We start from the raw sequence: 21,988 nt of genomic DNA on the forward strand, positions 1-21,988 counted from the left end.
TCCCCCTATCCTTCATTTAGAATTTAAAATAATCGCTCTTATAAATAATGTTTAACGTAACTACATTTTCAAAATAGAAATACACGAGATAAAATCCCAAAATGATATAGTACATAAATTTCTGTTGTCTCTTCGCAAATAGACTAATGACCCACGACATGAGAATAACGTTGTATAAACCGAAATAGATGGTAAACCTCGCGAAAATCCAGTTCTGCGTCGCTACAGCCATAACTACAAAATTCAACAAAGACATGTTTACGACATAGTCACCATAGGGAAATATTTCCCGCAGCTTATCTCTTCCTATAAAAGCGAATATGAGGGGAATCGCACTAATGGCTACACGAATAATATTCGCGCCACCCTCCTGAAAATTCTGGTATTCACCGTAATGTGTATCTGCGATAGCTGTAAAGATAGCGTCGGATATGACGCTGTAGCCAAGTATCAGAATCACAGCAAGCGTTAAGAGAACAAACGTAGAGGATGTCCATGCCTTCCTTCTCACAATGAAATAGATGGGGATAAGGATGAGAGCACTGCCGTGAAATAAGGAAGCAAAGGCGACGACTAGAAAGTACTTCTTCCAATGTCCTTCGAACAAAAATTTCGATGCCGCGAAAACAATGGCTGAAGCTAGAAATTGCCGAACACCGTTCATGGATACAATGTACAATCCTGAAGTGATATAAATGAAAATACTCAGTTCAAATAATTTGGAATATTTGTACAACACATAGACGATAAGGACGTTGGTTATTAACGCAGTTATAAAGATTAACAACTGAGGATCATTCGTAAATGATTTCAGTATCATTTGAAGAATACCGAAGCCAATATCTTTCTCTGCCAGTACTTCTTCCCAAGTAAAATCACTTAATGTGTAGGAATACATATAGAAGAACGTATCTCCAATGTTGTTGCGCAGTCCTGCAATTAAGACGAATGTCACCATCACAATAGCAGTCAACCACTGGTTAGGTTTCATCCATAACAGGCCCGAACTTACGTGTACAGGCTTTGCAATTTGCCTAGATAAATAGGAAGCAAAATAAACAACGACCAAGTTAAGCCATAATATAGCCATGTGAAGTCCCTTCCTAGTAGCTTAAGAGATTCTTGATTTGCGACTAACATACCAATAGAGCATGCAGCCAAGCGGGATCGCAAGGAATGTAAGGAGTTTAGCAGGTGTTTCTCTCATAAACCGACGATTGCCCGAAATGATACAGCTGGACACATAATGAATACACTGTTTGAATTTAAAGGATAAGGAGGCAAAGGGAAGCTTCATGAGCTCCTTACGGTAGAAGGCAAAGCCTCGGGGATTCTTGACATACTGTTTTACCATGTTTAATGAAGAGCCGTCCGGCAAATATTCCACACAGCAGAGAACTTCGTTTAAGAGGAGCATTTCATACTGTTGATCCAACTTATAATACTTGTAAGCTAGACCTACATATTTCTCATTTTCAAAAATGGGGTAAGGGTAAGCTCGCGTTAACTCGCTTCGATACACTAACTTCTTATCTCCCGTCACGCCGTGCTTACTATACAACTCGAATAGCGTCGACCGCTCCAGTAATTCTGGCAGCTTGGTACCAATAATTCGCCCATCTGTGTAGGAATCAAGGCCGATCATACCGCTAACCTGATCACTGCCATGTTCCTCCCAGAAAGTAAGAATGCGTTCTACTGCATTCGGTGGCATATAGTCATCTGAATCGATGCATACGTTCAGTTCTGTATCAATCAATTGATAGGCTGTATTGTGGGCGCCATGCATGCCTTGATTATCCTGACGGTGGTATCGGATCCCAATCACATTCTCTGCAATCCAGCCAGCAACTACCTGATCTGTATGGTCTGTTGAGCCATCATCAATGATAAGCCATACGAAATCTTTCGAAGTTTGCTTCTTCAAGCTCTCATAACAAGTCGGAAGACAATACGCACGATTATAAGTCGGAGTAAAAACAGTAAGCTTAGTCATCTCTTCACCTCGAAATACCTAGATAAAAACCTTCGGTCCAAGCAGCCGTGTTTCGGATATCATACCCCTGGTTAGATAAGGATGAAGCGGGTATGTGCCTGGATTTGTTCCTGGCCATCACAACCTTCATCTGATGAACCCAAATTTCTTTATCCGCTAGTGGTAATCGTTCTACTAATCGAATGCCCATATCCACTTCCTGTGTAATCTCATCCGAGATCATACAAGGTAGTCCCGCACCTTGTGCCTCGATAAGCGTCACGGGTAAGCCTTCATGTAAGGAGGGGAATACAAACATGTCTAGCCCTTGAAGTAAGTGTGCAATATCGCTGCGTACACCAAGGAATTTCACTTTATCCTGCAAGTTAAGTAACTTCACTTTTCTCTGCACCTCTTCTCGAAGAGGCCCGTCACCTGCTAGTACAAGCATCGTATTGGGTTTCTCTCGATTCAATTCTGCAAATACATCGATAAGAAAGGTGTGGTTCTTCTGATGATTGAATCTGCCCACATGACCAAGTACGAAAGAGCCCGGCGGAATTTGCAACTCTCGTCTTACTTCCTCTCTTACTACTGGTGAATATGCGAATTGCTCACTCTCAATGCCATTCTTCATTAACACCACTTTGTTCCGCTGATTCGCGAATAGCCACTGTGCTGCTTTATTCGAGCAAGCCAGAAAATGAGTGGCACAGGAAGCGATGAACGTACCTGCAAACCATTTATATGCTTTGGCCGCTATGCCACCTTCGCTGCTTGTATTGTGACTATGTGCAATGCGAATGGGGATACCAGCCTTCTTGGCTGAACGTAATACAAAACCACTCATTTTATCCATATGTGCGTGTACAATTTTGTAGGAAGCATGATCAGCGAAGAATTGATCTAAGGCTTGGATATACTTGGCGTGTCCAATCTCCGACACATAGGGAATTCTATAAATGATCCCTCCCATCTCGGTAATCTCCGAATCATAGGCTCCTTCTTTACACGTTAGAAAGTCGAATTGAATTTTCGTTCGATCTACATTCCGATATAAATTCATAAGAAGGGTCTCAGCGCCCCCTCTGTTCATATTGACAACAACATGCAGAATTCTTATTGGATCGCCCACATGACCTCCACCTTTTCATCCATAAATCGGGAATATATCGCGCTTTTCTGATGTAATACTCGCTCGATAGCGTATTTGGCTTCAATCATTTGTCTCCCATTTGACCCTAACCGAATCCGTAACTCTTTATCATTAGCTAATAGCAAGAGCTTCTCCGCCATTGCTTTGTAATCATTCGGCGGGGTTAGCCAACCATTATCACCATCATGTACAAGTTCTCTGTGACCTCTGTTCTCACTCGCTACTACAGGAAGGCCACAAGCCATCGCTTCCATCATGTTCACGGGCAAGCCTTCACGTAGACTTGAAGCAACAGCTATATCACATACAGGGACCAAGTGATCTATATCTGTACGATAACCAAGAAAATTCACTTGTCGAGCGACCTGTAGCTCCCTAGCAAGTTCTTGACATTGCACTTGTAGTGGGCCTACTCCAGCAAGCAACAGTTTGACATGAGGAGCTTCGTTGCGAATATGCGCTAATGCTCGTATGAGCTGCGCCTGATTCTTATTAGAATTAAATTCTGCCGCATAAAACAAAAGAATATCCGATGGTTGATAGCCCAGGGATATTTTTCTTGCCGCTCTATGCAGTTCGTCAATCTGCTGAAACTGTGTTGTATTCACGCCTACTCCATGCACATGCTCGATCTGGCTCGCACGGAACCGGCGATTCTTGGCAAGTGAGTAGTCTTCCTCATTAATCGTAATCAAACAATCTGTATAATAAGATAAGAATTTCTCTAATGGATAATAAGCTAACCAATGAAACAAAGGGGCACCTTGGCAAAAATGAAAACCATGCGCGGTATAAATCACCTTGGTTCCCTTCTTACGGGCAGATCGTGCAGCTAAACGTGCCAGCACGCCTCCCATTGGAGTATGACAGTGGATAATATCATACTTGTTCGCAGCAAGAATGGACTTCAGTGCCCCGTAAGCCTCCAAGTTCGTACGATGTAGAGGCGATCTCTGAATGGGAATGTCAAACTTCGCATCGACATAGGGCAGCTCTATATTCCCACTTGCAGCGACATGAACCTCGAAGCCCTGGTCCTTGAACCATTTCAAGTAAGGCAGATGAAAGGCACGGAAGTGATAATCAACCGTAGCACAGAACAATACTTTTTTAGACATCGCCGCATCACCTATTTAATTAATTCTTTCTCCATGAGCTCGGAAAGATATTTCAATAAACCGTATCTTAAATCTTTACGCTGCAACGCATATTCGATTGTCGTTTGAATGAAGCCCATTTTCTCCCCAACATCATAGCGTTTACCTTCAAATTCGTATGCATACACCGATTCAATCCGATTCAGCTGTGCGATCGCATCCGTTAATTGGATCTCGCCTCCAGCTCCTGGTTGCTGATTATTAAGGATATCAAAAATGGTGGGAGTTAAAATATATCGTCCCATGATAGCTAAATTAGAGGGAGCTAACTCTTTGAGAGGTTTTTCAACCAGATGATTAACGCTATGTAGGCGGTTCTCTAACTCAAATCCATCAACGATTCCGTATCGAGACACTTCTTCGTCTGGTACATGCTTCACACCTATAATGGATGCGTCGTTGTACTCATACTGTTCCATCAATTGCTGCAAGCAAGGCTTATCTGCCCGAACAATATCGTCCCCAAGCAATACGGCGAACGGCTCATTGCCAATAAATTTGCGTGCACACCAGATCGCATGCCCTAAGCCCTTCGGCTCCTTCTGACGAATGTAATGAATATCCACGTTAGATGATTTCTTCACTTCAGAAAGAAGTTCGAACTTCTGCTTCTCTAATAGATTCTGCTCAAGCTCGAAGGAGTTATCGAAGTGATCTTCGATTGCTCTTTTCCCTTTCCCCGTCACAATAATAATATCTTCAATGCCTGATTCAACAGCTTCCTCAACAATATATTGAATGGTCGGTTTATCAACAATCGGCAGCATTTCCTTCGGCATTGCTTTCGTTGCCGGCAGGAATCTTGTCCCCAGACCCGCAGCTGGGATAATGGCCTTTCTAACTTTCATACATGATTGCTCCTTTTTAGCCTACAGATGATAGTTTCTTGGATAAAAGAAGAACGTTACTGTTACCAATGTTAAGCAAGCGTTCTCTTAAGCTGTCCTTATCTAAGGTGTTGTACATAGAAATGGTCTCTTTGATTTCATCCATAAATAAATCCGCCGTTTTCCCAATATAGATCTTGGGATATACTTGCTGTTCCTCGATTTCTTCAGCCTTCAGAAGCTCTTCATAAAGCTTCTCTCCCGGCCTCATTCCGGTAAATTCAATACCGATATCTTCCACGGTGTTGCCCGATAGCTTGATGAGATTTCTGGCCAGATCAACAATTTTCACCGGCTCGCCCATATCAAGGACAAAAATTTCTCCACCCTTGGCTAAAGCCCCAGCCTGCATAACGAGCCGAGATGCTTCCGGAATGGTCATAAAATAGCGAATCATGTCCGGATGAGTGACCGATACAGGGCCGCCTTTTTCAATCTGATGCTTGAACCTTGGAATGACACTACCTCTGCTTCCCAAGACATTACCGAATCGGACGGCTACGAACTTCGTACTGCTGCTCTTATCCATGTCTTGAATAATCATTTCGGCCATTCGTTTGGTGGCGCCCATGACACTCGTTGGATTTACCGCTTTATCCGTAGAGATCATGACGAAGGTGTTCACTTCATACCTACTTGCTGCAATCGCCACGTTCATCGTACCTATGACGTTATTCTTAACCGCTTCTTCAGGATTTCGTTCCATTAGCGGTACATGCTTATGAGCTGCTGCATGATACACGACATCAGGGCGATGTCGATTCATAACGGCCATCATTTTGCGCGAGTCCTGAATATCAGCAATTTCGGTAATGAATTCCGTTTGATCGTATTCACAAATATCTTTTAATTCCATCTCAATGGAATAAATGCTATTCTCACCATGCCCTAGCAGGATAAGTTTACTCGGCTGGAATTTAGAAACTTGACGACAGATTTCAGACCCAATAGAGCCCCCCGCGCCGGTTACCAAGACCACTTTGTGCGTAACAAACTCCGATATACTTGCGATATCCAGCTCAATTGGTTCCCTGCCCAAGAGATCCTCTACATGAACATCCATGAATTGATTAACGGAAAGCTTACCTGTAACAAGATCCTCTAACATGGGTAGTGTTTGTGTTTTGGCTGTCGTCTTGGCGCATTCTTGGAAAATCGCATTCAGGTCTTTCCGTCCTAAGGATGGAATCGCAATAATAATGCTGTCAATTCCTAGATCAGCTACCGTCTTCTCAATTTGACTAATACCTCCAACAACGGGAATCCCCATAATGTCGAGATTATGGATACGTACGTTATCATCAATAAAAGCGACTGGAAGCAGTTCTGTATCACTATTCTTGATTAGCTGTCTAGCTACCATCGTACCGGCTGATCCAGCGCCAATGATCAATGTCCTCTTCTTATTGTCCGTTCGATTCGTCAAAGTCCCGCGTAATAATCTCCAACAGAAGCGAGAGCCGCCAATTAACAGAATATGTATCATCCACGTCACAGCGAGTAAACGAAAGTATATGTCTTGAACAACAATTTGTTGAACGCACGCAGCAGCAATAATGGAGAATGAAACAGCCTTCAACACAATGAGTAACTCGCCCACACTCGCGTATTCCCATGCTTTCTTATAAAGTTTATACCTCAGCGAAAATACATGATGACTCACTAACAGTGCGATCGCACTTACAACTAACGGCAATGTGATAACTCGCAAATCTGCGCTCAACAAGAATCGGCTAAAGAAAATAGAGGTTAATACAATAAAGGAGTCCACTATAATTAAAAGCGACAACCGTTGGTTATATGACACATAAATTCACCCTTTCTTTAAAGTTCTTAAGTATAGGGCCTTTGGAAAAGACCTTATAATTAAACCCTTTAATGAATAGGGCATCTAACCCCACCTCGCACCACACTCTTGACGACTAGCGTCTAAGGTCCTATAAACGAACCCACAGCATGATCGAGTGCCCCCGTTGATAACGGTAAGGAGACATTACCGACAGAGATAAATGACTCTCACTGTTCTTTATAAAGAACGATGTGAAGCAACTCTGCTAATTACTTTGTATAGAGAACGTTTTCCTAATGAATATTCTTTATAAAGAACATTTAAACTAAAAAAAATAGACCGACGAATGGTTCGATTAAATTACTTTCATTGTAGTTCTTTATAAAGAACGTGTCAATACCAAAATAAACTATCGGCTCCTAGTCTCTCATCCTTAACGCATTCAACTAGCTATACATACACTAATCTATGCGACAAAATAACTAGAAAGAAGGTGAGATTGTATGATTCATGCAAATTTGGGTGATTTAGACGATATTAATGTAACGACCAAGCTTCCTGCCCAAAATGATGTTCTAACTTATGACAGCGCACAGTCACGCTGGGTTCCTAAACAACCCGTTAGTTCGAACTCCCTCTCCTCCGCTTCTTATGTGATTGACTTAGCCAAATGGTCCATTAAGAATGATGGTACGAATTCAGCCGCAACGACAAAGGGTATCAACGATTCCATTGCTTGGGCCAAATCGCAAGGCATTACACATTGTGTTTTACCAAAAGGCACCTATGCATTAAAAATTGATAGCACGATTTACTCCTGTATTACCATGCAAAGCAACATGCATTTCGAAATGCTTGATGGTTGCATTGTACAATTGGAAGCGAATTCTTCTCCTTGGTACAGCATCTTTTATTTAAAAGGGGTCTCTGATGCTATAATTTCAGGAGGAACCGTGATTGGTGATAAGAAAACGCACATTTATCAGTTAGGCGTGAAATTCGTTCGTGGCGGGGTTAATTCGGATGGTTCACTAAATACGAATCCAAATTGGATCCGCAGTGAAATCATTGATCGATACAGCAATCCTGGGTTACTTCAATTATTCCGTTTATGGTCGATTAATGGCATAACGAATACGAATTATAGTTTCTTCCAGTACAAAGATACGATTTCCAACTCCACTTTGGCCGGGTCAAGAACGAATGGACAATTCGCACCCGCAGCCCCAACTGGACGAGGATGGTTCGCTGATATCGCAAACGCCAATAAAATGATTTTCGCCATCGACATTACGGCTTCTCCCCTAACAGATGCTCAGATTGCTCAAATTACCGCTAAAGTTGATGCTCAGAACTATACGCATGAATGGGGATATGGCATTAATCTCTTAGGTGCAAACCACATTCTTATCGAGAATATGGACATCAGCAACTGTACAGGAGACGCTATCTTCACTTCTTGGCTTGAATATAAAGCAAATCCTGCTGACTATACACAAGGACAAATGGGATCCTATCTTACAGTTCATAACTGTAATCTTCATCACTGCAGAAGACAAGGAATTTCCGTTGCAGGTTCGACTGATGTCAGCATTATTAATAATAAGATCCATCATATTGGTTTGGCCGATAACGGTGTAACAGAAGACGGAACAGCTCCCATGTTCGGTATCGATCTTGAATCGATGTGGTCAGAAACGAATATCCCCACTTGGCGTCCTGAATTGAATCAAACTGGATTGGAATTAAATACACGTATTTATATTGCTCAGAACTATATCTACACCAATAGCCGCGGCCATTTCGTTAATGCAGATGCGGTTCACGTCACATTAGAAAACAACAAATTTGAAGGATACAATGTTGGAGGCATTAGTTCGTATCCCAATAATATGTATATCAATTACCTCAATAACACGATGATTTCTTGTGAACTTGTTGTGAAAGGTGATAACTTTGTTAATGGCGCCATTTGCAACAATGGAAACATTCGAATTGCAGATGTTACAGGGGCTGTAATTAATGATTGTAAAATTAATAATGGCCTATTCTATGGCTCAAGTGTTTACGGTTACTGGGGAACGCCAATCGTCGACGTTGCAACGGGTACATTCACTTTCGCTGCAGCTCATGGCGCAGGAAACGGAGCGAAAGTTGCGTTCGAGCAATGGCTTGGCAAGGTGCCCTCGGGGATAAGTGTTGATAAACTGTATTATACGATTAATGTTAAAACCAACAGCTTTCAAGTCTCAGAGAGTCTAAATGGGCCCGTGGTCAAGATGACAGATGCCGGCATATCTGGTTTCAATCTCAGTCGTTTTAATTATGGAAGATGCTACATTTCTGATGTTGTTGTCGAGCGGGATTGGCGGGGAGATAATGTGCTCACACCGAATTTCCAGTTACTTCTTACAGGGGCTGTTCTCCGCAATATTACTGTAAAAAACTATGAAGTCGATCTGCGTTCCCCTGCCAATTATGTAGGAAGGCCAAATTCAATTGACGGAATCGCTGTAATTGAAGGTGGAGCTAATTTCGAGTCTACAAATGTAACTAATGGTTCCTTCATTCGAGCCAAAACAGGCATACTTGGCGGTGATATTGCTCTCGGTTCCAACGATGCTCGTTACACTAGAAAGTTATTTGTTGATAACTGTATCTTTCAAAATGTAGGCATTAATTACAATGGTAACGTAACCAATAATCGGAGTACGATAATAAATTCAAGCATCGGTAAAGCTGACAGTGTCAATATATCCCTTATTACAAATAGTTATCTTGAAAACACAAAACTTAATCTTCGTTGGCTTACACGCGATAAATCAATGACAATCGCAGCTTGTATATTTAATAATGTAACTTCAGATATAAACACCAGTACCCGGTTAATTAACAATATTACGTTATAATTTCATAGCAAAAGGAAGAGCCGTGTTATTCACAATCGCTCTTCCTTTTTATATCCGCTTAACTATTTAGTTATTTCATATCGTTTGCTTTTAATTTTAATATCGCATTCTTTAAGTTATTATTTGCAATATCAAAAGCAGGTGCTCCTGTTCCAACATTTATCGTTGAAATCCCGATTGCCTCCATGTTACTTGTAATGGAGTTATTCTTTATTTGAGCAAATCCGATATCATTCGGTTTGTCTTTCTGCCAATAATCATTCAGTTTAATAATTTCAGTTGAGTTTGACGTAATACCAGTTGCTACAATTTCATTATCGTCAATAATCACCTTCCGAGCGCTATCTACAGATACGGCTGGTGCATTAGCCTTTGTATGAAATGTTGAGTTCGTGATGGTGAGGTCCAAATTTTCATTCCCAGCTTGTATCCCCCCATAACCTGTAAAGGAACACTTATTAAATATATATTCACCAGGCTTTCCAACACTGGGAATAGCTTTACCACCATCCGCTGGCCCAGTAAATGAGCAATTATTATACGTTCCAGGTGGTAAATCCAATCCGTAGGTTGAATTATAACCGGTAACAGTAAGGTTATCGAATATATTCCCTGGCACATTCCCTCCTGAAACTGACCGCAATGCAGGTGCTCCGTTGATAGTAACATTCGTTAGATGTACAGGATTCTTCCAAATCGATAACCCTGCATCCGCTGTTTTTTTCGTAAGATTAATCGTAATATCCGACGCAGTTACTCCAAAGGGTATTGAGCTTGAAATCGAAAAGTTTGTATTCGTTGCCGTCATGCCTCTGATCGCAATATTAGGACCATCGAAATGAGTGAGTGAATCACTGATCTGATTGCCATTGAAAGTAACGTCATGACTTGCATAAATACTCGTACCTTCAAAATTATTATTGGTAATCGTTGCTCCTGTAAATGGCTCAGAAACGGCAAGCCCAATAGCTCCAGTAGAAGCTAAATGATTGTTCTCAAGAACGCCATCATGACCATCGTAGAATATCACATCATATCTACTATTCTTATAAAACTTATTATTTCTTATCGTAATATTCTCGTTAATATACCCGTTGTCACCAGCTCCACCTTCCACGTCAATCCCGGCCATTGGAGCCGTTCCACCTTTCCCCCCGATATCATGGAACACACTATTCTGCACAAGAATCTGCTTACCGCCACTTATACTCAACCCTTGTCTACGATTAAATGAAGAATCTGAATTCTGAATAATTACTCCAGTGGATTGTATTCTATTCCATATTTCCAGATAGGTCCCCGCCTGCAGGTTTCCAGAGAATACAAGTCGAATCGAACTACTTCCCTCAGGTATAGGAATATATTTACCTTGTTTCTGCTGCTTGGTACTTGTCAGAAAGCTACCATCCGCTCTATAAAAGAATATATCAAATGTATATGGTAATTTCTTACCATTATCAACGATCACGGCTTTCGTCAATGCAAATGAAGGATCTGTTATCTTCCAGGTTGATTTCGTTCTAATTTTATTCGTGTCTGCGGTTGAATTCCCCTTATCGTCAATGCCACCACTCTCGAATCCAGGTTCATAGATATCTTGCATAAACCCACTTCCACCTGCAACATAGATCCCATCGCCAGTAAAGTTGAGTGTTTTCACTCCGTCTATCGTTACATTGATAGCTCCTTTGGTTACGATGCCATATCCACCTTCATGTGTGCCTCCGCTTGAATAATCATGTGTTTCTCTATCGCCGCGATAGGTACCTCCAACAATTCGGACATTTTGGACACCTACACCAACTTGTAGAGTCGAATAACCTTCGAAGCCATTCGTTTCTTTTTGAATAACAGCCCTATCATCAAGCCAGAAGGTCATGTCGCTTACCATATTAATTCGCCCACGAGAATCCCACGTTCCATCGGTACCCTTGGCAATAAGGTACGTTCCCGCAGGTACCTTAAACACAGTGAAGCCCGCTTCACGTGCCCAAATAAGAGCCTTATTTAATCCATCCGTTGTTTCTTGGGCATGTGTATTATCATTGTATATCTGCCACTGGGACAAATTAAGTTCATATATCTTATCTTTAGATACTTGGATAGGGTCTGTTGTTGGAGTATCGGAAGTAGGAGGAGGAGTGGTAGTAGTAGGACTCGCAGTAACAGTAGGGCTTAGACTTGGACTTGGATTTGGACTTGGGCTAGCATTAGAGCTTGTACTCGAATTACTAGACAACGTTGGCAGTAAGGACAGTATCAAGATGTAAATAAGTAAAACTAATTTAGACATTACCAAATATCAATCCTCTCATATCTACGGGAATTTCTCCCTACTATCGATCGGTGCTTTTACTCATGCTCTTCAACTTGTTAATATGAATGCTCGGAAAAATCGACTTCCATTTATACAAAACTATACTGACAAGGATACATTCCATACCTGTAGCCCCCACATAGACGATGTTCTGCCCATTGCTCAGCTCTGTTACCTCCCAATCTAATACTAAAAGGTTAAGCTTCATAAACAGGATGTGTCCACAGAAAGTCACTATACTAAATAAATTAATGAAGCTATGATACTTCTGGATGATGGGACTCTTCACTCTAAGTATGCCGTAGAAGACAAGCAGGGTATTAGGAATAATACTCAATGTAATCTTATACTCCATATTCCAGTCGATGTAGCGCCATAAATACAAAAATTCCGCCGTCGTAATAATGACTGCTGCTCCAACCATTGGCCACACTTTGGCGCGATTGAACTTCTCCTCATATCGAGCAAGTAGAATCCCCATTACAACAAATGTGAAACCAAGTCCTAAGTATCTATAGATAAACAATTTCATATAGACCAGAATCGAGCTTCCAGATAGATAGCTTTCAATAGGATCGATCGCAAAAGAACGCAGGCTGCCTGAAATCAGCAAACTCAATAGAAAACCGGCAATTCCCGCCAGAAGTGCGGTACGTACGCCTCTTTTCATGACAAGCCAATAACCAACACTAAGACTGAAAATTAAGGGGGGAATAAACCATAATTGCACGGATGGTCCATTCAACATGACAGCGGCAGTAAGAATCTTGGCTTGCAGCCCGAGATTGGCAATTGTCACCCCGCCGCGAATCAGTTCAGGTACGATAAATTCAAATATAAACAGCAAGCAAAAGGGCACATACATCAGGAGTATCCGGTTCACATACCTTTTAATATAGTGGTGTGAATTGCTCGCATTTGACCATCCCTTATAGGCTAGGAACCCTGCAACCACATAAAAGCAAGGAACGATCACACCAAGTGGCAGGGAGAGATATCGCAGTTGATGGTTCGGTAATGAGACCATATAACGATTAATTACCAAATGGGCAAATAATACGAGCAAGCAACCGACAAGTTTAAAGATTGTAATCCCTGGGTAGTATTTACGCATAACGAATCTCCCGATTTAACCCATTCATAACGATTGAACGAATTTCAACCACAGAAATTTTTCCAGTCGGAGATAATGGCAATTCCGGGAGAAAAACAATATGTTCAGGTACCTTAAAAGCCGATATTTGATTACCAAGACTTTGTACTAAGGATTCAGCTGTCAGACTCGAACCTTCCCTTGCTACAACACACGCACATAACTTTTCGCCATATAGGACATCCGGAATACCTAATACGAAAGCGTCCTCTACATCTTCGTTTCTCAATAATACCCCTTCGACTTCAAGAGGAGATATTTTCTCTCCACCACGTGATATCAGTCGATGAATTCTCCCTGTAATTGTCAAATTCCGGTTATTATCTATATACCCTAGATCTCCTGTTCGAAACCAACCGTCTTCTTCCATACTGGAAGACTGTGTATTGAGCATGCCCATAACACGATGGCTGCGGACTTCAATTTCACCATGTTCCAGGCCGGATTGATCATTGCCTGTTACAACATCACGAATTCTTATCTCTACGCCTCGGTCAACTTTCCCTGCAAGACTATAACTGTTCTGCTCGAATTGCTTGTACTCCACGGCACCGCTTAATAAATGAGTACTTCTCAGTAGTTTGAAAAGCAGTGACAAGAGTAAATTTCTCTCCCCACCGGTGAAACAAGTGCCATTCGCAATGGCACCAGCTTCTGTAGAGCCATAAGTGACCATAAAAAATAAGAGCTTAAGATCACTTTTCACCTTATGAAGTAAGGCCCTACTGACTGCCGCAGAAGTAAAGGAAATGCCAATTAGAGAGGAGAGGGCCGAGTTGTTGCCTTGCGTGACAGAAATCATACGTTGGACCATATAGGGTGTGCCAATCAATATACGACATGATTCCTTCCTAACCACTTCTATTGCCGTTAACGGATGATAATAAGTAAGCAGTACCATTCTTACGTTACAAACCTTCAAATTGGTGAAAATAACACCAAATCCCCCAAGATGGTATAAGGGTAATAGGCTGATGACAGAAAAACTTCTAGCTACAACATCTATCATTTTTTGCAAAATAGGGTTAGCCCTCTTCCTATTCGTATACGTAGGTGCGGTTGATATGAAGGAAGCGGTTGTACGAATCACGCCTTTAGGCGAACCTGTCGTACCCGAGGTGTACAGCAGGATTAACGGATCATGGATAGATGTCAATAAACACGCACGAAGAAGAGCATCATCTTCCGATTGTGCTCCAAGTCTGAATAAGTCTGAATAGGGACGCATAGGAGACTGAACTTCTATGCCCTTCCCTTCAACGATGAAAATATGGGATGGCAGCCAAGCAGGAGAGCTGTCGCCATGAGCGTAATCACTGAAAATATCAATCAGCATGGAAGCATATTGTTGTTGATGTCCTTCCTTCCCGATGATCATAGCTTTGGGACTCGCTCCCTTAAGAAACTCGCAAACTTCTCCTTTCTTCGAATAGGTATTCAAAGGTACGCTTATTGCACCAATACTGGCTGCCGCATACATGGAAATAATGAGTTCCATCCTTCCTGTCATAAGAAAGGCTATGGCATCCCCCTTCTGTATCCCGAGCTCTAGATATCCTTTTGCAATGATTTGAACTTCGTTCCATAGTCTCGACCAAGTATAATGCTGCTCTATTTCCGGAAAACTGTAGGCAGTATCTTTCGCACACGTTCTTGCGCGTTTTTGCAATAGAAACGCTATGGTTTCAGGGTTACATGGCATCATATCCATCACAGTTCAAGCTCCTTTAACGTTCCCAATTAAGAACAATCATAGATCAAAAAGATTCTGAACTTCCCTTCGGAGTAACCTTCCTCTGAACTCTACTCAACATCCCTTTCGCAATTCCCAGTAAATACTTGTATTCATCGCTTCTATGAAACAAGAGAATGTAAATAAGATTAGGAATGCACAAACAAAGAAGTGCTTTCAAACCCAATGAAAATATGCTCTCCGCAACTACCAAATTAGCGATATAAGAAGTGATTAAGCAAGTACCTACACCTACAGCCCCATAGTAGAAATAGCGTGAAAAGTACCGGAAGATTGACTTGTGGAACACTTTCTTATACACGAAATAAGGTGTAGTCCAAAATGGAACAACCATTGCACTGATTAAGGTTCCAATAAATACGCCGGCAATGCCTATGTACTGCACTAGAATAATGGAGAAAACTAAGTTCACTCCCGCCTGACACAGAGGTACAAATCTATCCTCATGAAAAATACCAGCGGTTGTTTTAACCGTACTAATCGAGTTTCTCATTCCTCTTTCATAGAAGGTAACGACTAAAACAATGAGTACAAGTTTATCCATTAGGAATTTGGGACCTATCCAGAGGCTTATAAATGGTTCAATCATGATAAATAACACAATCGCAAACAGCGAGTACAGCCAGAAATTAAGAAACATAGTCACTCTATATACACGATAGATCTTTTCTTTACTTTCTTTGGCTACTAGATTACCGATACTGTGGTAAATATTATTAAAGATTTGATTAATGAAGGTTCGACATATGTCGATGAGCATAAAATAATTCGAATATAACCCAACAGCCGCCACACTCACATAGTAGGAAATAATAATATTATCGGTACCGAATATGAAGTAGGTTCCCACATTCTGCAAGATGATTGCTTTAATATTCTTAACTAAGTTACTCTTTGTTAATTGATCAATCTGCTTCGTTATCTTCTCTTTGAGAAACGGATATAAGCGATCCACAATCAGCGATAGGATGAAACTATTAATTAACGTAATCATGCTGTCAATAATTAAGTACACGACATAGTTCTGAGTCATATACAGAATAACTATCTTCAAAGAAGTTGAAACAATAGAAGAGATTGAAAACATCCCCGTAACAATATATCCCTTCTGACTTACATTCAGAAAAGAACTCTTGTATTGGAAAAAATACGGTGTAACTGTGTTCATTAAAAACACAAAATAGATCAGATGAATATGTGCTACATTCGTATCTTTCACAAAATAATTTAGAAAAGGCATGATCGAAAGTCCTAATACGAAGACGATTAGCGCAATGACTAAGTAAGCTTTCTTATACAACTTCATAAGCATAAGCATTTTTTCTTTGTCATTCTCAGCAACAGGTTTATAGAGGTTATAAATAATACTGGAACCAATACCCGCTTCCGCAAGGGAGAGCATGGCAAGAATATTCGTAAACAAGCCATTTACACCTAAATAATCGATGCCTAGCGTTTGAATGAAGACGGTTCTCGAGAAGAAACTTAAAAAAGTGATAATTAATTGATTACCTAGTCCGACTGAGATATTAATAATCGAGCTTCTTGTTCTCATAGAACGAAACCTATTTCATTTGAGAGTTCTTGATACATGCGATACTTTTGCTCCGGCGTGATATGGCCTTCATGCGTGTAGCTAGCATCATATTTTCTACTATTCGATAACAGAAGTTCATTGCTTTTAATGTACTCATCAACCGCTTTCACAACTTTAGCAGGGTTACCGACGGCAACACTGTCTGCTGGAATTGATTTGGTTACAATGCTTCCAGCTCCAATAATTGAGTTCTTCCCTATGGTAACACCAGGCATAATCAATGCTCTTGCCCCAATAAATACATTATCTTCAATTGTTATGTTACCTATTTTGGTGTAATTTATGATGCTTTTCGTACTAGCATCATGCGCTAGTAGGTATGCCTGAGGCGCAATCGTTACATTATTTCCAATCTTAATAAGCCAGCAGTGTGAATAATCAATAACAACGCCCGGTTGTATGGAGCAATTCTTACCAACTACCATTCCCATCTTCACATAGTCTTCTAACCAGATTTCCTCTAAGAAAAACTTTCTAATCCTAACTTTTACAAAGGTTACGATGCGTGTAATCATCTCTTCACAACCTTATAACCGTGATTGAAATTCATCATTCGAATACAGAAGCCCTGTGTAAATGGCAAAATATTAAATAAGGTCGAATAGACACCTATATCTTTGGTATCTCCTTGCGAGAAATCAACTGCACCGCTTCTTCTAGTTACCTTCATAAGATAAGCGGCTGCTCGATTAGCACTGTTTAAACACAATTCTGAGATTCCATCAATTTGCGAAGCATTTAACATGAACCAGCCTAACGTTGCCGTCGTAGATGAGTCTGGCCGACATTCTCCTCTAGTCACCGTCCAATTCCAATTTCCTTGATCCTGCTGGAATAATACGGCTGCTTCAGCAAATCGTTTAACACTCTCTGTCAGCCTCGATTTATGAACATGATCACTAGGCATTTCACCCCATGCATCAATAAGTCCTATGGCATACCATCCTAAACCTCGTCCCCAACCGTACAGTCCCAGTGGTAATTTCTCGGCAACCGCGTAAGCGTGACTTGGGATATGGTGTCCTTGTAACATACCTTTGTCTTCATATGTTGTAATCTGCTTCACAGCCAACTCTACGCACTCATCTTTATGATAGCGTAGTCCGTACGCCACTAAGAAAGGACAAATGAAACCTATTGTATCCACATAGCGATATTCTTTCATAAAACTGCGATATTGCACTGTACCATCCTGACCAATATGCCCCCTTATCATTTCCCATACAGCATCCAAGGCAGGTTTATACTTGTCGATATCAATAAAATCTAACTTCATCACTGCGTACGCAAAAATAGCCCCATCAACATATTTAGGTGTATGTTTCCATTGACCTTGATCATTAAATTTCTGAGCCATGAATTTACTAAGCTGATGTTTGACATCGCTGTCATCGTTTTGTTTCAAATATTCAGACATGCCTAATAGTAACGCGGCTTCTTGCCAATGTTGAATGGCAGCTTTCGTATAATTCCCCTTCAACATATCAATAAAGACTAACCTGGTATGATCGGTCACTTTTATTTTCGGCGTCGCATGCAGCCACTTCAGGCCAAGCTTTGTTATGGATTTGTTCCATATTTGTTGATTGTCATATCTCCCGATATGAATTCTGCTTAACCAATCCTTGAATAACGGAATAATATCGATACTGATTATGATTGCGATGAGAAGTAATAGTGCATAACCTATGAGTTGAAATATCATATAAGTTAACCTCTTTCATTTAATTAATCATCTCATATAGTTTGTGTATTTCATCTTCTGTTCCTAAATTTTCAGACGAAAGATTCTGCGTGAATTGCTCCCGAAGAGACGGATTATCTATCAAACTAGCAATTCCAGCAGATAACGACTTCGGGTTCATCTCAACTATTAACCCATTCATGCCATCAATGATTTGATCTTTGGCTGTGTCAAAGTTGGTAACAACAATTGGCTTATTGAGTATTTTAGCCTCATCGATCGCAATGGATTTACCCTCAAATCTGGAAGGCTGAACGTAAATATCTGCTGCTTTTATGTAAGGATACGGATTCTCTTTGATACCAAGAAGCTTGATATTATCGTTCAATTTGTTGTCATGGATTATTCTCTCTAGGCGTTCACGTTCTTCGCCTTCCCCAATGATGTACCATTTCACCTGATATCCAGTCGTTACAAGTTCCTTACAAGACTCGATCGCCAACTCAAATCCTTTGTGATAATTTAATCTCCCTACGGAAACAATTTTCAATTCTTGACCACCTAAATCAATTTCTTCTAAGGAGAGCTTACGTATAGCTACTGGAGACACGATATTATGCATGACTTCAATTCTTTGCATATAATTTGGAAATACCTTTCTTAGAATGTGCTGACATTCTTCCGAGACAGTCACGATATGGTCCAATTTCTTGAAGTATCCGTAATCCAACTTAGCATCCATACCCATTTTGTTATAATCACTATGAATAAATCCTAATTTCTTAGTTGCTCTCACTTTATCAATACAAAAATAAATCGGATTCTTCTCGAGATATCCGACAGCCGCGTCATATTTCGTATGGATATCAGGCAAAGCTTGGTAAACATACTTCCATGCCCTCTGCTCTGACCTAGCTGAATTTTTCTCACTTTTATAAATGAATCCAGCTCTTACTCTTGCAACAGCTACTTTCAACCTTCCTTTGCGAAGACAGTCGAGTACAGCCGCTCCCATTGGCATTTCGAAATATTTATAATTCTGAGGCTCACTTAATAAGTTGACTTCACTTGGTATTTTATTGAGAAATATACCCTCATGTTTAAGCAAAAATAAGTCAACCTCATATTTTGAATAATCCAACGACTCCATAAGGGAGATCAGCGCTTTCTCTGCTCCGCCACAGGTTAAACTATTCATAATAAATAGCACCTTTTTTTTCATTACTGCCTCCTATCCGATCAGCTCATAAAATTTCTCTATTTCATCTTCCGTCCCCAATTGTTGCTTAGCTAGTGTAGCCGATAACCTCTCCCTTAAAGCGACATCATTAATCAGTTTTTCAATTTCATTTGCCAGATCATCTGCATTCATTTCTGAGATAATGCCATCTACTCCTTGAACAATCTGATCTTTAGCCGTAGTGAAATTAGTCACGATAATTGGTTTATTCAAGATCTTAGCTTCGTCAATTGCAATTGATTTACCCTCAAATCTTGATGTTTGTGAATAAATGTCCGCTTGTTTGACATATGGATACGGATTTGATTTAAGTCCCAATAATTTGAAATTTTCTTCTAGCCCATATTCTTTTATTAATTCCATGAGTTTTTGTTTTTCTTCACCATCTCCAATAACATTCCATGAGATGTTATATCCACGATCAATCAGCATTTTACAAGTCTCAATCGCCATAACGAAATTTTTCTGATAATGTAAGCGTCCAATTGATACAATAACAATCTGATTCTCTTTTTTACCAAACAATTCTGCTTGACCTTGTTCAGCCATTTTATTAATTATCGTAGGTGACACAATATTATAAATGACCTTTACCTTGTCTTTTTGCTCGGGGAATCTGCTTTCCAAGACATTAGCACACTCTTCTGATACTGTGACAATTTGATCTAATTTACTAAAATAGATTTGATCAAACAAAGGGTCCATGCCTAATTGATCATAATCAATATGCACCCAACCTATTTTTCTAGTAGCTGAATCGACCTTATCTATACAAATATAGGTAGATGTTTTCTCTAAAAATCCGATAGCAGCATGGTAAGGCCCTTTAATCAGGCCCAATGACTTGGAAATATATTTCCAATTGTATTGTTCTCTTAAAGCTACATTTTTTAGGCTCCTATTTCTAAAAGTAAACATAGCCCGGTTATATGCTAAACCAACACTTCCGTTAAGCAAAAATTTCCCAATGGATTTAAGTAAGGGTAAACTGAAAATCGTAAAATTTTTGGGTAGAGGTAAGATTCGCACTTCCTTAGGTACAAACTCCATAAATAATCCTTCATGTGATAATAAAAATAAATCCACACTATATTTGTTATAATCCAGTTTATTTAGTAAGGTAACTAGACTTTTCTCTCCCCCACCAGAAGTTAAACTAGGCATGATAAAGATAAGTTTTTTCACCAAAATTCACCTCATTCATTAAACTAATTGATGAAGTAACTCAACAGCTCTGTATGACATTTTCTTAATTCGCGGAATAGCTCCTTGCAATATTTGTTTTATTTCATCTTCCTCTGCAAACATTTCATCAAATTTGGCCTTAAGCTTGTGGCCATCCGAAATTTCTTCAATGCCCAACACGAGTTTCTCTTCGCCGAAAATATCTTGAGCAATGCCTTTGGACTTCACACTATATCCTAGTACCATGGTTGGAACGTAATTGGAATAAGCTGCAATGGTTGCATGGGTCCTAGCCCCAATAAAGAATCTCATTCTTGCAATATACCCTTTATATTGAATCGCGTTTAAGTGATTCGGCAACAAAATCACTCTACCTGTATGTTTAAATTCCTCGAAGAACTTCTCAAGAATTTCATAGTCATTGTTTCCAGCCTGGATAACATGCGGTGTTAATGCAATCGTCATATCCGTTTTATCTAGAATATGTGATATTAATTCTCTAACTGCTATTTGAGAATTTACATTTCGCTCCATGACTAGAGGACTGAAATTTAAGCCAAGCGTATTTCCTTGTTGCCAACCCTCAGGAAGCTCAAGTTCTTCCTTCTCCATTGTGAACGCTGCATCCGCACACAATTCAACATTCGTTAGTCCTTTACTCTTCAGCATGTTATAGGTTAGCGTTTCTCGCGCCAGAATAAGATCGAATAATTTCAAATCTTCTAATTTCCGCTCAGACATATCCTCTTGTCCAATTGAGCAGCCCCATAGTACTAACTTTTTCCCTCCAGCTTTCACTCTTTTATTAATTTCATACCAACCAGGTTGTTCACCATAGCAATAGTTATCACCACCAATGGAGAGATACACATCCATTTTGGGAATAAGCTTGACAATGTTATCATGAATCTTCCCTAGTGCGTATGAGTCGTCTCTAAATACTTTGTATTGAAGAGAAGAAAGTAACCAATCGTATGAATACTTTTTCAAGTTCCGAGTTGATCCATCATAAATACCATCTAGTCTTGTGATCAAACGATCTGTTTCTGGTTTACCCGAAGCTAGATACACCTTGGATCCACGAATTCGTTCCTTAATAATATGGGTTGAGGATCTCACGATTGCCTCACATCCTCTATTTAAGCTACCATCATGAGCAAACATCATAATTTTCATTTATATAATC

16 protein-coding genes are annotated in these 21,988 nt (G+C 40.2%); 1 reads left to right on the forward strand and 15 read right to left on the reverse strand.

Going from position 1 to position 21,988, the window contains the following annotated elements:
• Positions 1-16: 16 nt before the first annotated feature.
• The 6 genes from A8708_RS19950 to A8708_RS19975 are packed head-to-tail and all read right to left on the reverse strand — an operon-like array spanning position 17 to position 6,982.
• Positions 17-1,090, reverse strand: coding sequence for an EpsG family protein (locus tag A8708_RS19950; protein ID WP_068666600.1), 1,074 nt, complete (start codon positions 1,088-1,090; stop codon positions 17-19).
• A gap of 21 nt (positions 1,091-1,111) precedes the next feature.
• Positions 1,112-1,996, reverse strand: coding sequence for a glycosyltransferase family 2 protein (locus A8708_RS19955; RefSeq protein WP_068666602.1), 885 nt, complete (start codon positions 1,994-1,996; stop codon positions 1,112-1,114).
• Positions 1,997-2,000: 4 nt separating this feature from the next.
• Positions 2,001-3,110, reverse strand: coding sequence for a glycosyltransferase family 1 protein (locus A8708_RS19960; protein WP_068666604.1), 1,110 nt, complete (start codon positions 3,108-3,110; stop codon positions 2,001-2,003).
• The gene (locus tag A8708_RS19965) at positions 3,095-4,249 is read right to left on the reverse strand and encodes a glycosyltransferase family 4 protein (RefSeq protein ID WP_068666606.1); all 1,155 of its coding nucleotides are present in this window, start codon (positions 4,247-4,249) and stop codon (positions 3,095-3,097) included. The genes A8708_RS19960 and A8708_RS19965 overlap by 16 nt, the downstream gene beginning before the upstream one ends.
• An 11-nt stretch (positions 4,250-4,260) precedes the next feature.
• A complete protein-coding gene (gene galU / locus A8708_RS19970; RefSeq protein ID WP_068666614.1) occupies positions 4,261-5,136 on the reverse strand; it encodes a UTP--glucose-1-phosphate uridylyltransferase GalU in 876 nt (291 codons plus the stop codon).
• Between the two features lie 16 nt (positions 5,137-5,152).
• Complete coding sequence (locus tag A8708_RS19975; RefSeq protein ID WP_068666616.1) at positions 5,153-6,982, reverse strand: polysaccharide biosynthesis protein; 1,830 nt, start codon at positions 6,980-6,982, stop codon at positions 5,153-5,155.
• Between the two features lie 485 nt (positions 6,983-7,467).
• Here A8708_RS19975 and A8708_RS19980 point away from each other — a divergent pair, with 485 nt between their 5' ends.
• Positions 7,468-9,873 carry a right-handed parallel beta-helix repeat-containing protein gene (locus tag A8708_RS19980; RefSeq protein ID WP_068666618.1) on the forward strand — a complete coding sequence of 802 codons (2,406 nt, stop codon included), beginning with the start codon at positions 7,468-7,470 and terminating at the stop codon, positions 9,871-9,873.
• Between the two features lie 70 nt (positions 9,874-9,943).
• Here A8708_RS19980 and A8708_RS19985 read toward each other — a convergent pair whose 3' ends face one another.
• From A8708_RS19985 to A8708_RS20025, 9 genes are read right to left on the reverse strand one after another with little or no spacing between them, the layout of a single operon-like run.
• Entirely contained in the window at positions 9,944-12,166 is a 2,223-nt protein-coding gene (locus tag A8708_RS19985) for a right-handed parallel beta-helix repeat-containing protein (protein WP_157264899.1), read from the reverse strand.
• A gap of 43 nt (positions 12,167-12,209) precedes the next feature.
• Positions 12,210-13,304 carry an acyltransferase family protein gene (locus tag A8708_RS19990; RefSeq protein WP_068666622.1) on the reverse strand — a complete coding sequence of 365 codons (1,095 nt, stop codon included), beginning with the start codon at positions 13,302-13,304 and terminating at the stop codon, positions 12,210-12,212.
• A complete protein-coding gene (locus tag A8708_RS19995) occupies positions 13,297-15,054 on the reverse strand; it encodes a class I adenylate-forming enzyme family protein (protein ID WP_068666624.1) in 1,758 nt (585 codons plus the stop codon). Before A8708_RS19995 ends, A8708_RS19990 begins: the two co-directional genes overlap by 8 nt.
• A gap of 46 nt (positions 15,055-15,100) precedes the next feature.
• The gene (locus A8708_RS20000) at positions 15,101-16,651 is read right to left on the reverse strand and encodes a lipopolysaccharide biosynthesis protein (protein WP_068666625.1); all 1,551 of its coding nucleotides are present in this window, start codon (positions 16,649-16,651) and stop codon (positions 15,101-15,103) included.
• Positions 16,648-17,208: an acyltransferase gene (locus A8708_RS20005; protein WP_157264901.1), complete on the reverse strand. Its 561-nt coding sequence runs from the start codon at positions 17,206-17,208 to the stop codon at positions 16,648-16,650. Before A8708_RS20005 ends, A8708_RS20000 begins: the two co-directional genes overlap by 4 nt.
• Positions 17,205-18,398 (reverse strand): glycoside hydrolase family 88 protein, encoded by a 1,194-nt coding sequence (locus tag A8708_RS20010; RefSeq protein ID WP_068666627.1) that lies wholly within the window; start codon positions 18,396-18,398, stop codon positions 17,205-17,207. Before A8708_RS20010 ends, A8708_RS20005 begins: the two co-directional genes overlap by 4 nt.
• Positions 18,399-18,417: 19 nt before the next feature.
• Positions 18,418-19,599, reverse strand: coding sequence for a glycosyltransferase (locus A8708_RS20015; protein WP_068666629.1), 1,182 nt, complete (start codon positions 19,597-19,599; stop codon positions 18,418-18,420).
• A gap of 9 nt (positions 19,600-19,608) precedes the next feature.
• A complete protein-coding gene (locus A8708_RS20020) occupies positions 19,609-20,805 on the reverse strand; it encodes a glycosyltransferase (protein WP_068666631.1) in 1,197 nt (398 codons plus the stop codon).
• A 15-nt stretch (positions 20,806-20,820) separates the two neighbouring features.
• Positions 20,821-21,978 (reverse strand): polysaccharide pyruvyl transferase family protein, encoded by a 1,158-nt coding sequence (locus tag A8708_RS20025; RefSeq protein ID WP_068666633.1) that lies wholly within the window; start codon positions 21,976-21,978, stop codon positions 20,821-20,823.
• Between the last annotated feature and the right edge of the window lie 10 nt (positions 21,979-21,988).

The organism is Paenibacillus oryzisoli (assembly GCF_001653565.1).
In the GTDB taxonomy this organism is placed as follows: Bacteria; Bacillota; Bacilli; order Paenibacillales; family NBRC-103111; genus Paenibacillus_E; species Paenibacillus_E oryzisoli.

Bases quoted from the DNA above. Each gene is read 5' to 3' on its own strand.
- A8708_RS19950 (WP_068666600.1), bottom strand. From the start codon at position 1,090: ATGGCTATATTATGGCTTAACTTGGTCGTTGTTTATTTTGCTTCCTAT.
- A8708_RS19955 (WP_068666602.1), bottom strand. From the start codon at position 1,996: ATGACTAAGCTTACTGTTTTTACTCCGACTTATAATCGTGCGTATTGT.
- A8708_RS19965 (WP_068666606.1), bottom strand. From the start codon at position 4,249: ATGTCTAAAAAAGTATTGTTCTGTGCTACGGTTGATTATCACTTCCGT.
- galU (WP_068666614.1), bottom strand. From the start codon at position 5,136: ATGAAAGTTAGAAAGGCCATTATCCCAGCTGCGGGTCTGGGGACAAGA.
- A8708_RS19980 (WP_068666618.1), top strand. From the start codon at position 7,468: ATGATTCATGCAAATTTGGGTGATTTAGACGATATTAATGTAACGACC.
- A8708_RS19985 (WP_157264899.1), bottom strand. From the start codon at position 12,166: ATGTCTAAATTAGTTTTACTTATTTACATCTTGATACTGTCCTTACTG.
- A8708_RS19990 (WP_068666622.1), bottom strand. From the start codon at position 13,304: ATGCGTAAATACTACCCAGGGATTACAATCTTTAAACTTGTCGGTTGC.
- A8708_RS19995 (WP_068666624.1), bottom strand. From the start codon at position 15,054: ATGGATATGATGCCATGTAACCCTGAAACCATAGCGTTTCTATTGCAA.
- A8708_RS20000 (WP_068666625.1), bottom strand. From the start codon at position 16,651: ATGAGAACAAGAAGCTCGATTATTAATATCTCAGTCGGACTAGGTAAT.
- A8708_RS20005 (WP_157264901.1), bottom strand. From the start codon at position 17,208: ATGATTACACGCATCGTAACCTTTGTAAAAGTTAGGATTAGAAAGTTT.
- A8708_RS20010 (WP_068666627.1), bottom strand. From the start codon at position 18,398: ATGATATTTCAACTCATAGGTTATGCACTATTACTTCTCATCGCAATC.
- A8708_RS20015 (WP_068666629.1), bottom strand. From the start codon at position 19,599: ATGAAAAAAAAGGTGCTATTTATTATGAATAGTTTAACCTGTGGCGGA.
- A8708_RS20025 (WP_068666633.1), bottom strand. From the start codon at position 21,978: ATGAAAATTATGATGTTTGCTCATGATGGTAGCTTAAATAGAGGATGT.